This is a genomic window from Lacunisphaera limnophila, assembly GCF_001746835.1.
Taxonomy (GTDB): Bacteria; Verrucomicrobiota; Verrucomicrobiia; order Opitutales; family Opitutaceae; genus Lacunisphaera; species Lacunisphaera limnophila.
This window is the reverse complement of sequence record NZ_CP016094.1, coordinates 1,680,441-1,695,260: the sequence shown is the minus strand read 5'-3', so window position 1 is coordinate 1,695,260 and position 14,820 is coordinate 1,680,441. Positions and strand designations below refer to the sequence as shown.

Annotated in this window: 10 protein-coding genes; 5 read left to right on the top strand and 5 right to left on the bottom strand. The window is 59.9% G+C overall.

Features of this window, described 5'->3' with window-relative positions; all coding sequences use genetic code 11:
* Nucleotides 1-256 precede the first annotated feature (256 nt).
* Complete coding sequence (locus Verru16B_RS06995) at nt 257-3,268, bottom strand: TonB-dependent siderophore receptor (protein ID WP_169829282.1); 3,012 nt, start codon at nt 3,266-3,268, stop codon at nt 257-259.
* Nucleotides 3,269-3,653: 385 nt separating this feature from the next.
* Here Verru16B_RS06995 and Verru16B_RS06990 point away from each other — a divergent pair, with 385 nt between their 5' ends.
* The 4 genes from Verru16B_RS06990 to Verru16B_RS06975 all read left to right on the top strand — a co-directional run bounded on the left by Verru16B_RS06990 (nt 3,654) and on the right by Verru16B_RS06975 (nt 9,363).
* Nucleotides 3,654-4,706 carry a LacI family DNA-binding transcriptional regulator gene (locus Verru16B_RS06990; protein WP_069961606.1) on the top strand — a complete coding sequence of 351 codons (1,053 nt, stop codon included), beginning with the start codon at nt 3,654-3,656 and terminating at the stop codon, nt 4,704-4,706.
* Nucleotides 4,707-4,723: 17 nt separating this feature from the next.
* Nucleotides 4,724-6,103 (top strand): ADP-ribosylglycohydrolase family protein, encoded by a 1,380-nt coding sequence (locus Verru16B_RS06985; RefSeq protein ID WP_069961605.1) that lies wholly within the window; start codon nt 4,724-4,726, stop codon nt 6,101-6,103.
* A gap of 171 nt (nt 6,104-6,274) precedes the next feature.
* A complete protein-coding gene (locus Verru16B_RS06980; RefSeq protein WP_069961604.1) occupies nt 6,275-7,618 on the top strand; it encodes a tyrosine-type recombinase/integrase in 1,344 nt (447 codons plus the stop codon).
* 416 nt (nt 7,619-8,034) lie between these two features.
* On the top strand, nt 8,035-9,363 hold the full coding sequence (locus Verru16B_RS06975) for a type II toxin-antitoxin system HipA family toxin (protein WP_083270174.1): 1,329 nt from the start codon (nt 8,035-8,037) through the stop codon (nt 9,361-9,363).
* Nucleotides 9,364-9,469: 106 nt separating this feature from the next.
* On the opposite strand, the gene Verru16B_RS06970 is transcribed toward Verru16B_RS06975, so the two are convergent.
* The 3 genes from Verru16B_RS06970 to Verru16B_RS18320 all read right to left on the bottom strand — a co-directional run bounded on the left by Verru16B_RS06970 (nt 9,470) and on the right by Verru16B_RS18320 (nt 12,201).
* Entirely contained in the window at nt 9,470-9,724 is a 255-nt protein-coding gene (locus Verru16B_RS06970; protein WP_069961602.1) for a hypothetical protein, read from the bottom strand.
* 1,397 nt (nt 9,725-11,121) lie between these two features.
* A complete protein-coding gene (locus tag Verru16B_RS19275) occupies nt 11,122-11,805 on the bottom strand; it encodes a metallophosphoesterase family protein (RefSeq protein ID WP_083270173.1) in 684 nt (227 codons plus the stop codon).
* A gap of 129 nt (nt 11,806-11,934) precedes the next feature.
* Nucleotides 11,935-12,201, bottom strand: a complete 267-nt coding sequence (locus tag Verru16B_RS18320) for a hypothetical protein (protein ID WP_157772312.1) — start codon at nt 12,199-12,201, stop codon at nt 11,935-11,937.
* A gap of 102 nt (nt 12,202-12,303) precedes the next feature.
* Here Verru16B_RS18320 and Verru16B_RS06965 point away from each other — a divergent pair, with 102 nt between their 5' ends.
* Complete coding sequence (locus Verru16B_RS06965; protein ID WP_157772310.1) at nt 12,304-12,873, top strand: hypothetical protein; 570 nt, start codon at nt 12,304-12,306, stop codon at nt 12,871-12,873.
* A gap of 369 nt (nt 12,874-13,242) precedes the next feature.
* Here the strand turns inward: Verru16B_RS06965 and Verru16B_RS18315 are convergent, their stop codons facing one another.
* Nucleotides 13,243-14,820 carry a hypothetical protein gene (locus Verru16B_RS18315; protein WP_157772308.1) on the bottom strand — a complete coding sequence of 526 codons (1,578 nt, stop codon included), beginning with the start codon at nt 14,818-14,820 and terminating at the stop codon, nt 13,243-13,245.

Here is a 14,820-nt window from a genome sequence, read left to right as displayed (position 1 = left end):
GGATGGGGTTGAAGATCGCGGCGGGGTGTCGCGACCCGGCCCGACGCTGCGCCCCCGGGGGGCGCAGCGGAAGCGGAAAAAGCCGGCGGGGCGGCGCGCCCCGGGCGGACCCGGGACGCGCGACTAAACCCCAGCAAACTTGGCTAACAGCGGAGATCGGCGGTGGGAGCGGCGCGGGGCCGCAGCCTTTACCAGGTCGGGACGCCAAGTCCCTCCCACCGGGTTGATCGAATGAGTTTCTGGATTTAAGCGGAGCTTAGTAACCGATCGTGTACGTCAGACGCGCGGAGAGGCCCGGGGCATAGATCGTGCCGTAGAGATCCTCGTCGTTGATGACGTTGTCGATGTTGAGCTGCACGGACTGGTTGTAACGGTCCTTCTTCCACTCGCGGCGGACGAAGGCATTCAGCACCCACTGCTTCGGAGTGTAGAGCACGATGACCTCGCCGGCAGCGTCGGTCTGCACCTGGCCGGAGCCGTGCGTGACGCCGGAGAAGTAGGCGCGCTTGGACTGCCAGTCGCCACCCGCGCCGACGATCCAGCCCTTGAGGTCGCCCTCGAACTTGTAGTTGGCGAAGATCGAGAAGCGGTCCTCGGGGGTGTCATCACCCGGGAAGGTGCCGGTGTTCGTGCGGGTCGAGGTGTCGGTCGGGTCCGTATAGGCCTCGTTGAGCTTCTGGCCCTTGAGGCCGAAACCGCCGTTCGGGAAGTACCAGGTGGCCCAACGGTCCTGCGGGTACGGGTACTTGATCCACTTGCCCTTGTCGATCAGCTGGACCTGCGTGCCGATGGAGGCGGTGAGCACGATCTGGAGCTGCTTGGTGGGCGTGAACAGGAAGGAACCGTCCCAGCCCTCGGACTGCGAGATCGCGGGGATCGCGGCCTGCTGCGGGCCGTTCTGGAAGGCGGCGTCATCGAGCGTGGCGTTGTTGATGCCGGGATCGTTCATGTCGTTGCCCTTGTAGGGCCAGCCGGCCCAGCCGGGGGCGGCGGCGGCGAAGAAGGCGTCCATCCACGCCGCGCCCTGGGGCGTGCTGGCGTTGAGGTAGATGCTGCCGGAGTCGGCGGCCCGGCCGTTGATCGGCGAGACGAGCGTGACGGCACCCGCCGCGACGGCGGCGCTCCAGGCGGCCTGCTGCGCCGCGTTCGGCGTGTAGGTCTGGCCGTTGGAGACAAAGCCCGGGAAGGGCTGGAAGCCCGTGCCGTTGGCATCACCGAGGTTGTAGATGATGGGCTTGGTCGGGTCGAAGCGCGGGGCGCCCAGCGGGGCCGGGGTGGAGAAGCCGCTGGAGATCCAGGCGTTCTTCGTGATCTTGTAGCGGCTGATGGTGCCGGAGATCTTGCCGTCCATGAAGTCGAACTTCAGGCCGAGCTCCTTGCTCTTCGCCGTGTCGGCGCCCACGGGCGCGCCGGTCATCGCCTCATGCAGGCCGCCGAAGTTCGGCTGGAAGCCGTCGGCCTTGAGGGCGTAGACGGAGAGGGAGTTCGTGAGCTTGAGCATCACGCCGTTCTGGCGGGACTTGACCTTGGACTCGAGGGCGCGGCTGGTGCTGGTGGTCGGCACCCCGGCGATCGTGACCTGGGTGTTGGTGGACCAGTTGTTGGCCTTGTCCTCGCGGATGCCGGTCATGAGGATGATGCGGTCCGAGAGGCCGCCCAGCTTGCCGAACTTCAGGTAGTTGTTCAGATAGAGCGCGCGGTCCCAGCCCTTGTTGATGTTGTCGCGGTTGTTCTGGAACAAGCCGGGGGCGGGGCTGCCGTCACCCTGCGTGGCGAAGCGGATCGGGGTGAGGTCGAGCGGCCCCTTGTAGCTGTAGAGGCCGGGGGCGGTCTCCCAGTTTTCGGAGCTGACCTTGTTCGCGATCTTGGTGTAACCGGCGAGGACCTGGTCCTCGAGTTGGAACCAGCGGCCCTCGAAGAGGGCTTTGCGGGCGGTCAGCTCGGCCCGGACCTGCGAGCGGGTCGTGCCGGTGTCGTTGCGGTTCCAGGAGAAGCGGGTGACCTCGTTGTCGAAGGTGCCGTACTGGAGGTTGCCGTTGGAGGGCGTGCTGCCGCCGAGACCGTTGTCGATCGAGGTCAGGGTGATCGTCTGCGACAGATTGAAGCCCGGGTTGCCGACCGAGACCTGCTGGATGCCGCCGTTGGCGTCGCGGGTCTGGGTGTTGAAGGTCGAGCGGTTGTAGCCGGCCAGAAAGTCAACCCGGGGCATCCAGGTGGACTCGTCCACGATCTGCTGGGTGAGGGTCACCTCGGTGTTGTCCTGCTGGTTGAGATTATAGATGTCGGGGCCGCCGAGGTTGTGCGTGCGCTTGTTGGCGCCCGGGGGCCAGTAGAAGCCGGTGGCCTCGAGCTGGTCGTTGTTGATCGGGGTGGCGCCGGTGCCCTGGGCGGCGCGGAGGGCGCGGAAACCAAAGCCGCGGTTCTCGGCGTCGTTGTACTCATACTGCGCCAGGATCTCAGTCTTGCGCGTCGGGCGCCACGAGAGCGAGGGCGAGATGTACCAGTGCTTCATCGACTGGTGGTCGATGTTGGTCTCGGTGTCTTCCCAGGCGCCGACCACGCGGTAGGCCACCGTCGAGGAGATCGGGCCGGTGCTGTCGATCGTCGCGCGCATGAAGCTGTTGGTGCCGTACGACACGCTGGCGGTGGCGCGCTCCTCGTTCAGCGGCTTCTTGGTGAGGTAGTTCACCACGCCGCCGAAGTTGCCCGTGCCGTAGAGCAGGGCGTTGGGTCCCTGCACCACCTCGATGCGCTCGATGTTGATCGAGTCGCTGGGGCTGCCGCGATAGTAGCCGTCGCGCAGGACGTTGTTGGTGATGAAACCGCGGATCTTCATCTGGACGCCGTTGATGTTCGACGTGACGCCTTCCGGGTTGTTGACGCCGCCGGGACCGTAGGCGCTGCCGAAGGTGCCGCCGCGGTTCTCGAGGTCGTTCTGGGTCTGCAGGCTGATGCCGGAGACATAGGAGAGGGAATCACGCAGCGTGGTGGCGCCGATGTCGTTGATGAACTGGTCGGTGATGACCAGGATCGGCACCGGGATGTCCTTGATCGGCGTGTTCACGCGCGACGCGGAGATCGAGTTGGTCGCACCATATCCGTCATCCTTGTCGGACGTGACGGTGAAGGGCGAGAGGACGACCGTCTCGTCCTCGGTGGTGCTGGGGGCCGTGGTCTGCTGCGCCAAGGCGGCAAGCGGCCAAAGCGAAAGCGCGGCCGCGCCGATCAAGAATCCCGCGAAGGACGCGGAACGTGGTCTGTGGTTCATGGGGGTGGTGTGCTGGCCTCGCGGCGGGCGGACGGCACCGGTTTCCGGACGGAAACGCGGGGAGACGTCTGCTGCCGAGGGGTAAGGGTTGGGGATAGTTGCGCCCGGACTGACCGGACACTGGCCATGAATGAGCAATTCAAGTGCACGAAAGTCAAATAGGATGTGCATGACTTGTTGCATGAATTAAAAGACCTTCAATTATCTCTTTTCATATTATTGTTTAGCTATTTGTGATATCTTAATGCACAGCGTGCACTGAATTCAGGCGGTCGTTTGTTTATTTTGTTGCATAATAGTTTCGCCGTTTGTTGCTTCCTCCGCCGGCCGCCATGGCCTAGATGTTGAAGCCATGGCCCGAGTTTCCCCCCCTGCGAAATCCCCCATGACGGCCGTCAACCAAGAGCTGATCGCCCAGCGCCTGAATCTCTCTCGCGCCACCGTGTCGCGCAGCCTGGCGAACCACCATGCGATCAGCGCGGAGACGCGCCGCCGCGTGCAGGAGATGGCGGAAAAACTCGGCTACCAAATGTCGCCGGGGCGCGTCGGCCGGCGCGGGAAGAACTCGCGCGCCCTCACCATCGGGGTGCTCATCGGCATCCCCGCGGAGAAGGTCGAGATGGCCACCTTCCCCTACATCCTGCGCGGCATCCAGGCGCGCGCCGAGATCGAGCATGTCACGATCGACGTCTGCTACCAGGCCCCCGCCGACTTCCACCCGGAGACCGGCCGGCAACCTGTGATCCGCAACATGCGCCAGGGCAACTGGCGCGGGACCATCCTCATCTATCCCTTCGCCGAAAAGGCCGTGGAAGCCATCTCGCAGCGCGTCTCGACCGTCGCCGTGCTCGAAAGCTACAACCAGCCGGGCATCGACATCATCGACACCGACGACGCCTCCGCGATGGTCGCCCTCGTCGAACGCCTCGCCGAGGCCGGGCACGAGCGCATCGGCTTTCTGTCCTGGCACTATCCCATCGGGGGGCACTGGGTCGCGCGGCGCTTCAGCGGCTACGTCGAGGCGCTGTTCCTGCGCGGCCTGCCCTTCCGGCCCGAGTGGGTGCTCAACGTGGACAAGAACTCCCCGCGCCTCTCCCCTACCCAGGTGGCCGACGCCGTGGCCAAACGCGTCCGCGACGATCATGTGACCGCGTGGGTCTGCGCCGCCGACCACCAGGCCTACCAGCTCGTCCACGACCTGCCCCTGCGCGGCCTGCGCGTGCCGGAGGATGTCTCGATCACCGGCTTCGACGGCCTCGACCCGGCCGCCGGCCAGAAACGCATCACCTCGATGCGCGTGCCCCACGAGCAGATCGGCTCCGCCGCCGTCACGCGCCTCGTGAACCGCATCCAGCACCCCACCGCTCCCCGGCGGAAGATCCTCGTCGAGGCTGAACTCGTCGCCGGCGAGACCATCGCCCCACCCGTCCGCGCCTGAACCAACGGCCCCTCGCCATGTCTGCCTCCGGCCCCCGGCCCTGCTTTCGGTATCCTCTCCTGCTCCTGCTGGTCGCGCTGACCGCATCCGCGGCTCAGGCGGCTCCGCGCCCGCCGGCCGATCCCGGGTTGACCTACCAGCCGGTGAAGCCCGTGCCGGGTGCGCGGGTAATCTCCCGCGCCGCCTACCGGGAGCAGCTCCAGGGTTTCTGGCTCGGCCAATGCATCGCCAACTGGACCGGCCTGGTCACCGAGATGGACAAGATCGGCAACCTCGGCGACATCCGCACCGGTCCCTTCTACACGCGGGCCGACTGGGGCGGGCCCGACCAACCCAACATCTGGACCCCCGGACAACCGAGCGCGCTGTCCCCCACCATCGACTTCGTTTTCGAATCGCCCGGCGGCGTCTGGGGCGCGGACGACGACACCGACATCGAATACATCTACCAGGCCCTGCTGCATGAAAACCGGACGACCCGGCTCACCGGGGAGCAGATCCGGACCGGCTGGCTGAAGCACATCCGCGTCGAGGAGGAGAACTTCCTCTGGGTCTCGAACCAAAAGGCCTTTGACCTCATGCGGGCGGGCCTGGTGCCACCGGCAACGGGCGACCCGGCCCACAACCCGGAATTCGAGATGATCGACGCCCAGCTCACCACGGAGATCTTCGGCCTGTACGCGCCCGGCCGGCCCGATGTGGCCGTGGGCATCGCCCGCCTACCGATCCAGACCACCGCCCGGGAAAACGCGCAGTGGATCGCCGAGTTCTATGTGCGCATGCACGCCCTGGCCTCGGCCGCCGACCCGCAACTGCCGCTCGGCGCCCGCCTGCGGTGGATGGCCGACACGGCCCGGCGCGAGATCCCGGCCGATTCCTACACCGCGCGGATGTATGATTTCGTCTCGGCGCGTCATGCCGCCGGCGTGCCTTGGGAGCAGGCTCGTGACGAGGTGTACCAACGCTACCAAGTCGAGCAGGCGGACGGCTACGCCATGACCGCACAAAACAAACCGGGCAACGGGTGCTTCGCCGCCGGCATCAATTTCGCCTCGAGCCTGATCAGCCTTTTCTACGGCAACGGCGACCTCGTGGAGACCATCAAGCTTGGGACCCTGATGGGCTGGGATTCCGACAACCCGACGGCTACCTGGGGCGGCCTGATCGGTTTCATGCTCGGCCAGGAGGGCGTAGAGCAGGCCTTCGGCCGGAAATTCGCGGACCGTTTCAACATCCACCGCACCCGCACGGGTTTCCTCCGCGACGGCCTCGATGACTTCCCGACGATGGCCCTCACCGGCGTATGGATCGTCGACCGCGCCGTGCAGGAGGAACTCGGCGGCTCCGTCGACCTGGCCAACGACGTTTGGCTGATCCCCGCACCCCCCGCACGCTAATTTCGGTCCGGGCAAGACTGGTGGGCCGGGTGGGAATCGAACCCACACTCAAGGGATTATGAGTTTGTGGTAAGGAGGAGTCTCAACATCCGCAAGTGCACCCTTAAAGGTAGCTAGTGCACCCTTAGAGCCGTTGAAGGCGTGTTACTTGCGGGGTTTTGCTATCCCCCCATGAATAACATCCTCAAATATCCCATCGTTCACCCACTCAAAAAAAGTGGCCAAAAAGTGGCCAAGAAAAAGCCGCGCCCGTCTGACCTGAAGAGTTGGGCCAAGCGCGTTAAGCAGAATACCAAATCCTACTACGGCAAAAATTCGCCGGGGGACTACATGCTCCGCGTCAAGATTGGGGGACGGCGGAAATTTGTGGGCCTCATGACCAATGATCTTTCGGAAGCCGCGAGGCGTGCCCAACAGTTCCACTGGGACGCCAAGAGCAGTGGCTGGGATGCCGCCATGAAACGCCTCCTCCCTGCGCCCCCCAAGAAGGATATAGAGAGCCTGACGCTGGAAGAATACTTCAACCACATCGAATCCTTAAGCCTAATCGATCCGCACACCCTGTTCGAGTATCGGGCAAAGTGCCGCACGCTTTTCGCCAGATGTCTGGGCATAACGGGCAAGGGCAGTGACAAGTGGCCGGGTGCGGAAGGGCGCACGCCCTGGCAGAAGCGGATCGAATCCATCCGGTTGTCACAACTTACCCCTGAACTCATTTCGACGACCATGTGTCGCTATTTAGAGTCACGCGGTAAATCAGATGATCCGTTAGCTAAGCTCCGCGCCAAGCACACCATCAATGCCCTCGTTCGTGGCGCTCGGTCCGTATTCTCTCGCCGGCGTATCATCCCCTACGTGAAAATTCAGCTTCCCGCGGTGCTCCCTTTCGATGGAGTTCGTCTCTTCAAGGAGGATGACGCGGAATTCCGGTTTGTGAAGGAGATCGAACCGCAGGTGCTCATCGACTTTGCCCTAGAGGAACTTGCCGGCCGTAAGCCAATCATGTTCGCAATTTTTCTCCTTTGCCTTGGTGCCGGGCTGCGGCGCAACGAAGCTGATAAGTTGCGCTGGATGGATGTGCGTGCCGTTGCTGACGGCGCTATCGTGGAGGTTGCTCGCACGGCGTATCAAAAGGGGAAATCCAAGGCCTCCCTGCGCAAGGTGCGCATTCCTCAATCGTTCTACAACTTGCTCCACAACTTGCGCGGCAACGCTGCCGACGGTGATTTTGTTCTCCCGTCCAATTCGGCGCCACGTGCCAACGTTACCTACCGACACTACCGCTGCGACTCCCAGTTCAAGGCGCTCTGTGGTTGGCTCAAGAGCAAGGGCCTCGTTCATGACACTAAGGCACTGCATACCCTCCGGAAACTGTTCGGTGATGCTATCTGCAACTCCCAGGGTATCTACTCCGCTTGTAAAGCGCTTGGGCACCAAAAGGTTTCCACAACAGAGCGTCACTACGCTGCGCTACCCAACGTAGATCCAGTTCCCTTTCACATAAATGCGCAATGATGTTGGCCGATAGGTGGTTGTTAGTGCTGAACTGTAGTATATCAATTCTGATTGATTATATAACAATTATGCATTTAAGTGATCATATGATATCTCTTAAAACCGAAGCTGACCTTCTCCGTGAGGCCGCAGATTCTCTGCGGACCCAGCGCATGGCTTTGGGGCTTAGGCAGGGTGATCTGGCGACTCGCAGTGGCGTTTCGATCGCGACGTTGCGCCGATTCGAGCGCACGGGACAAATCGGATTTCTTGGCTTCGCCAAACTCTTGGTGTCGCTTGGCCTGGCTGACCGGTTCCTCTCCACGCCCAAGCCTCAGGGGACTGCACCTTCAAGTATCGAGGCCTTTCTTGCATCGAGTAAAACTCGCCCGCCCCGCCAGCGTGTCCGCGTGGCTGGTGTCGCCTGAGTAATTCCCATGTCTGAGCCTGTTTCCCTTCACATTAAATTCTTGGGGGGACCCATGGGTATGCTGGCCCACCGGCCGGATGACGCGGTTTATTTGCTCGAACTCGACAGGGCGTTCTTAGCCAGTGGACACGACCTTTCGCCATTGAGCATGCCCGTGGAGACCTTCTCGGGGGGATCCAAGCTATTCCGCTTGGGCGATACGCCGTTTGTTGGCGGCCTGCCTGGATTGATCGCTGATTCCCTCCCCGACGCCTGGGGCAACCGTATGCTGCAACTGGAAATGCCGGCAATCCGGACACCCATCGGAAAGTTGGCCGTGATCGGCCAGCGTGGACCGGGGGCTCTGACCTTTGAACCCGTGCTGGGAGCCGGCACTGACGCAGAAACTGCCCCTGCTGTCTTGGCCGAACTCGCCAAGGCCGCCGACAAGCTGCGCGCCTCTCCCGTCCCACTCACAGAGGAGCACGTCAATGAGGCCTTAGCCAAGGGCGGTAGTTCTCTTGGGGGCGCGCAACCGAAGTCATCCGTCCACCTCCGTCTCGACGGCGAACAGATCGAGCGACACGAGATCTTGATCGGAGGGTTGCCGCCTCCCGGTTACTCTCCTTGCGTACTGAAGTTCGCCCAGGCAACCGACGAAGCAGAGGGCGCGGTTGAGTTTGCATTTTGGCTGATGGCTCGAAATGCCGGCATCCGCCTGCCAAGGGCTTGCCTCGTCCACGATGGTGAGCGCCACCATTTCGCCGTCGAGCGGTTTGATCGTTACCGCCGACCTGATGATACAATAGGCCGTCGGCATGTACACTCTCTGAGCGGTATGATGCACCGTAAGGCCGCCGATGGAGCCATAGACTACGAGGATTTCATGCGTCTCTCTCGGCGCCTTGGTGGTGCACCCGACGCGATTGAGTGCTTCCGGCGGGCCGTGTTTAATCTGCTAGCAACAAATCGAGATGATCACGGGCGCAATCACCTGTTCCGTTATGATGAAACTTCGCGGTCATGGTCACTCGCGCCAGCTTTTGATGTCACCCCGAGTGTTTACAACACACTGGCAGGTTTGTCGTGGCTCGGCAGCATGGTTATCCCCACTAAATACGAAACCCTGATGCAACTGGCGAAAATCGGCGGAATCCCGGCTAGAAATGCTCGGGAAATCTATGACCAAGTTGAATCCGCGACCCTAGGTGGCTGGCGACGGGCGGCGGGGGAATCCGGCGTTCCTGAGGCCATGATCACTTACTGGGAAAAGGAAATGTTCCAGCAGACAAGAGCACTGCGTGATGACGCACGTCTTCAAACCAAACCTGTCGCGAAAGGTCGGGGTTTGAACTAAACCAAAAGTTCCCCGGGAAGGGGGAAGGGGCGTTTAACCAGCGCTCAGGACAAGCCCACACTGATCAAACACCCCGATGACAATGGAGCCGAAGCTCCACGCGAATTCATCCCTTGCTGTCTGTGAGCACGAAGAAGTGCTTTAGATGGGCTCCGTCCGAAGCATGGGCGCATATCCACCCCCCGACGTAGAGAGCGTAGGCCTCGATGTCCTCAAGGCTCCTCAGCTTCTTTGAGAACCGACGGAGTTCACGAACACGATTCTCCATATCCTTAGACGTAGGTTGGGTCTTTTGAGCCCTGAGGACTTTCCCGATGCGGCTTGCCAGAAGTTCTGGGGTTTCTTCAACCGAATCGGGCATGGGAGTACCTTCATCCCAGACAACGTAGCAAATGATCTGGGCTTCATCAGCTGTCACAGGCGGTTGAAACTGAGACAGAAATCGGGCGGTCCTCAGGATGGCATGAACAGAGGTAGGCGTTTCCTCTAACTCTGCGGCAAGGCGACAGGCAGAACGAAACGTTCTGGACGACGTATTCATGTCACGCCGATTCGATAGGCCAGGTTGAGGGCCCATTCAGGTTCCCACCAAGGACAGGCCTCAACTTCGGCCTGGGTGAGCACGACCCGCTTTGCGAGCGACAGAACGGTCCAGACTGCACTGGAAGGGCCTTCCCCAAGGTGGCGCAACGAGATTTCTAGATCTGAAGCTAGGGACTCGATCGAAATCTCATGGCCCAGCCATTCCGGTGGTGGGACATGCAACGGATCGCTCAACGAGCACATTTCACGTAGTGCGCTCTCAGCTGAGAAACCGTACGCACTAAGTGATTCGAGTACGTAGAAGCCCCGGTAGTAGAGAAACCTCCAGGCAGCTGGTGGGATGGATGCGGCCGCGGCAGCAAAATCGGCCCTATTGGCTCGGATTAATCGCTCAGCTAGTCCGGCGGTATGACTGATACCATAGTGTCTGAGTATCCGATTGTAGGCCTCAGTTCCGAAGGTTACATGCGGTGGAGGCGTTAGATCTTCCTTTTTCAGACTGTCCCAGCTCACGCCGGGTGGAAAACGTAAGGGTTCTTCAGTTGTCATGGTGAATCCCTTGTCGAGTTTGGGTTATTGCTTCTTCCAAAGCTGCACGGAGTAGATTCGGATCTACCGCGTAGATGTTGGCTAGGTCGGGTTCCTGCGCTCTAGGAAGGCTTGCGACGACTGAGAGGCTCGGTTGCCCATCCCTGTGTACGAGGGCGACCGTCCGTGGAGTAATCAGAACCGTCACGCCACGTCTGGCTAAGGCTACAGGCCCTTCTGAACTTAACACTCGCGAATAGTACGCGATGTGGTCGCTCTGCTTGAGCTTTATGTCTAAGCTGAATTCTAGCGGATGATCCGGGTTGGGAGTTACCTCGATAAACTCGACCTTTCCAGTTGCGGTATAGCATGCGAGTCCGGCTGAGGCGAACGAGGGGATAACCAGCGGGGTAGCCGCTGCCGGCATAACTAAAAAGCGGTCTATTTCAGACCGCGTGAGGACCAGGGCCTGCGTTAAAGCATGACCCTGGAATATTACTGCTCCGCCGCGATTCGGCGAAACGATTGCAGATGGTGAGATCTGCGTGTGTTGATTTTCCATAATACGCCGGAACCTCAAAAGGTATGAAGACCCAGCGCACCCGCGCTCAAAGCCACGGGGTGGACGGACCGAAGGTTTGGCCGCCTCGTGTTTGCAGCCTTGCCCTATCAGGCAGTGCCTAAAATTCAGTCCAATAGCCTGACCAATTCGCCGCTACTGTGAAGGGCAGTACCGCGGCCCGTATCGATTTTCCAGTGCAAGGGCACTTCCGACAGCTCGTCGCATCCTGGAACCAGAATAGTTGTTGATGGATCGAGTGGTGGCCAGGTGCAGGCTCTCTTGCTGGGCAGGTGTACGTGGCCGCAAAGCATCAGGCGAGGCGGGTATTCCAGCGATTGCCATAGATCGCAGTCGCCCACGTCCCGGCCCTCGGCGCCGAAAGCGCATGGGCATCCCATCGGTGGAGCATGTGTGACTATTATGCTAACGTGGTCTAGCGACTCGGGGGGTACTTGCAGCCAACCGTTTACATGAATCGTTGCCCCGTTGAAGTACACCGTCTGTCCATCCACTCCGATGACAGAGCCCTTACCCTGCAAGTCTGTTAGCCATCTGCCCTCCGCTTGCTCGTCCTTCCTGCGGAAGCCAGTCAGAAAATAGTCATGATTCCCCGAACATACTACCGTCGGTGTTGATAGCCCGAGTAGCCATTGGGTGATACCCAGGGCCTGTTCGTTCTGAGGAGTACGCGAAAAGGCATTCTGGAGGTCACCCGCAATGACGAGTAGGTCATAGTCAGAACTGTTGGAGCCGACCCAACGAAACCAATCATGGTCGAGGTGAAGGTCAGCGACGTGGAGGATTTTCATGTCCTCGGCTCCTTGGTCCGCATGTGAGGCTCCCTCTCCTTTTTATCGATGGTTGGGTTTGCGCAGTATGCGACGGCTATGCGTAGGGAGTAGTTTTTCGTGTACAGGCAAAACGGTTTCCCTCTACTGCTAGTTGGACACGACGACCTTCACGTCGATGTCGGCACTGATCTGGGTGGCTATACCACGGAGATATGCCTGAATCAGGGCACGACGCTTTGCTGGTGAACACGCTGCGGCAATCTTGCCGATAACCACGGGATTGCCTTTGCGTTCTGCGCTCACCAATCGACTGACAAGCGAGGTGCTGATGCCTGCTGCTGAGGACAGAGCCTTATGGCTGGCGCCAAATTCGGCCGCTATAACTTCTTCGAGTACATCACGAAATTTATCCACGTAGTGGATCAATCTAAAGGATGACAACGTGTCAATCTTGATAATTGACAAGTTGGCAACCCGGACTTTTGCTGCGAATTCCTAAGACACGATACCATGACCATGACCAAATACATCACCCCTAGCATTACCCGCGAGTTCGAGACGCACCTAGCGACTACACCCATCGCGCATGACTTCGTTCGTACAATCAGGCTCCCACGGCTTCAGCATCTGAATGGTTCAACATACCAGCTCGGCTGCCAGTTTCATGCGTTGGCATCCAAAACGCCTGGCGCGCTGCTAAGCACCAGCCAGAAAATGATGCTTCCGTGGCTCAAAGCCTCAAGACGTATGCTTTGGGAGAGGGGCGTACGGCAAATGACAGCGGAAGTGAGCTTGGATGGTGTGGGCCTTCCGAGTGGTCGGGTCGACCTCCTCCTGTCGGGGGGCCTTGCGAACCGTGGTTGTGCAGAGTTCAAAGTGGTTTCGACGCTACCCGAAGAGCCTGCCGCTAGAGATCTACTTCAGGCATCTGGCTACGCAACCTTGGTGGCCGATGAACCCGAATTCCACGATCGCCGTGTCTGGATTGCGTTGATCTACGTGTCGTTTGGCGAGGGAGTCCGGGGCTTTTTCCACAAAGGCTCCCACCGCCTTCAGGCTGTCGCTCGGGAGATTCTTGCGGCCTAATCGACACTTCCTCCGGGCACATCTGTGCCCGGGGAAAGCACCTCACCCTTTAACGGACTCCGAGAGTATGGACGAATCGCTAGAGAGCCTTGAGAAAATGTTTGGCTCAGCCCGTTTGCGGGCAGGGGCCTACGTTGAGAAATATAACTCGCATCTCCCCGGCGCCTCATGCCCAAAATGCCACGACGTCGGCCACGTTCCAGGCCTCCGATGTCACATGTGCGGTTATCGCCATCCGACGTCGTGGGCCATCATCAGGGATACTGAGTGGGGTTATGAAGTGGTGGCCCTGACTAACCGGAAGAACGTCATCGCCAAGTTTGAGGTTGAGGCTTGATAGAAATACCAAGCCGCAACTCCGCAGTCATCTCAATGAGATGGATGCCGCTGAACATCAAATCCAGGTTCGCGGGGACCTTGTCCGGGAGTTAGTAGCGTCATGACATGGCAAGTCTTCCGCAAGTCGTAGCAACCCATTGGATCAATCACATCCAAACCCTTCAGGACACTGGCCTTCACCCCAAGCGGTTCAAAGGTAAGCCACCAACATTCCCTCTCTGAGATCGGTTCGCCGCGGTGAAAACTTAACAAAGCATTTTCCACTTCCGCTGCCGACCGGGGATTCATAGCCCGACGCCTAGCAATGTGTTGAGCTGCTTGATGGATGGAAGCGATGATTCCAGGAGTTTCATTCGGGTTTCGAGAGATAGTAGCCGGGCGTTCTCCGCCGCGGACCGCTTCGACAGCTCGACGAAGACTCTGTCCCAGCCCTCCAATTGCACGGCGAAGACGCTCAATTGGTCCCTCACCGCCGCCACCTCCTGTGACAATCGGCTCCGCGACTTCGAAGCTTTCTCCAAGTTCTGTATTAATTTGTCCAACGCGCCGCTCAAGGCCGTCACACGTTGCTCCAAGCCGGTGAAATTCTGTTGCAGCGAATCGATCAACGGCGACAGCGGTTGCCCAAGCTCGTCCTTCGTTGGTGTATAGGGGAATGACATGGTTGGAGTCCTTTTTGATTAACAGGTTATCGATTTCATTTCGGGTCCAGCGGACGGTGGGTTGGCCGAACCTTCGAAAATGCTCATCCGCTCTCAACTGAACGATGCGTTTGAATTCCTTCTCCACCTCCTCTTTGGTGCGCCGCTTTAAACGAGCGACCTTCTCCCTGACAGAGTCGGCGTTGAAACTCTCCGCGAACAGCATCGCAGTCAGGCTCACGGGCCGCTTGATGTCGGCGACCACCACGGTGAGGCCGTATTTACTGTGCGAGGCCTGCCTTACCCCAGGTTGGGCCAGCAGCAAGTCGATGACGTCCCGCCCGCAATCAAGTGCTCCCCTTCCCCAAGCGGCGTTAACCAACTCGCCGATTCCGCGCTTAAATTCAACCATCTCAGGCGTGTCAGAGGCATAGGCGCGAGGAGCGGTGACCCGGCGCCGCACAGGGTCAAAGGGTGAACTGAACCCGTAGGTGTAGTTCATCTTTTCCGCCCACAAGTCGTAACCAAACCGGGATCCCCGCCAGTAATAGGGCCGAAACACCCGACCGCACCCCAGCAGAACTGGCAGGTTAATAAAGTGGACGTCCGCTGATTCTAGGCCGGTGTATTTTAACAATTTCAGGTGCTTTACACCGACCACGCACCGCTTCTGACGGTCGATTCCTGCATAGCTGAAGTCGACGAAGTGATTGAATACCTCCACGAGAACCTGACGACTAGGATTCTCTTCGAAATTGAGGCTTCCGACAGTGGTCAGGTACCGGCCTTTAATTGCGCAATCATGTCCTAGGAGGTTCATCGTTCTACGGTCAACGCCAGCCAGGTGCTCTGGGTCCGCCAAACGAAGTTCCCCCGTGGAAGCCTTGTTCCCGTAAACATAGTTTTGGGCCTCCTTGATCGAGGTGGGGCCAGAACGCGCCCAGATTTTGTAAAAAACAGGATGCAT